This is a genomic window from Paraprevotella clara YIT 11840 (assembly GCF_000233955.1).
Classification (GTDB): Bacteria; Bacteroidota; Bacteroidia; order Bacteroidales; family Bacteroidaceae; genus Paraprevotella; species Paraprevotella clara.
Genome location: NZ_JH376649.1, coordinates 1 through 619, shown reverse-complemented (window position 1 = coordinate 619; position 619 = coordinate 1). Strand labels below are relative to the sequence as shown.

The 619-nt window shown below is 38.1% G+C and carries 2 protein-coding genes; both read left to right on the top strand.

Translation table 11 applies throughout. From position 1 onward, the window contains the following. Positions 1 to 3: 3 nt before the first annotated feature. Positions 4 to 78, top strand: a complete 75-nt coding sequence (locus HMPREF9441_RS19250) for a hypothetical protein (protein ID WP_366378402.1) — start codon at positions 4 to 6, stop codon at positions 76 to 78. Positions 79 to 140: 62 nt separating this feature from the next. Next, a partial coding sequence (locus tag HMPREF9441_RS16145) for a M20/M25/M40 family metallo-hydrolase (RefSeq protein WP_008622975.1) occupies positions 141 to 619 on the top strand: 479 nt, incomplete at its 3' end.

The window sequence follows — 619 nt, the reverse complement described above, 5'->3', positions numbered from 1 at the left end:
CCTGTGGAACTAAAATGTACTTATTCGCCTGAAGTGAAGCAAGCCGTATGGTTGTTTAATATAGGTTATTGGTTTTAGTACGGTTTGTATGTATAGTGAATAAGGATAAGATTTTAAAAAAATAATTAATACCAAATGTAATGAAAATAACAGAGTTAGAACCAAAACAATTGTGGGCGAACTTTGCGAGTTTGAACGAAGTGCCACGCCCCTCGAAGAAAGAAGAAAAAGTCATCGCTTTTATGGTGGCTTTTGGTAAAAGTTTAGGTCTTGATACTTATCAGGACGAAACAGGTAATGTTATCATTAAAAAGCCTGCTTCAGCAGGTATGGAAAACCGCAAAACAGTAGTGCTACAATCACACCTTGATATGGTGCATCAAAAAAATAATGATACCGTATTTGACTTTAGTACAGAGGGTATCAAAATGTTAGTAGATGGCGATTGGGTGCGTGCTGATGGTACTACCTTAGGAGCTGATAATGGTATAGGTGTAGCGAGCATTATGGCTATCTTGCAAAGCAAAGACATTGCGCACCCTGCTATAGAAGCTCTTTTTACTATTGATGAGGAAACAGGTATGACAGGCGCTAAAGGTTTGAAAGGAGGCTTATTGTC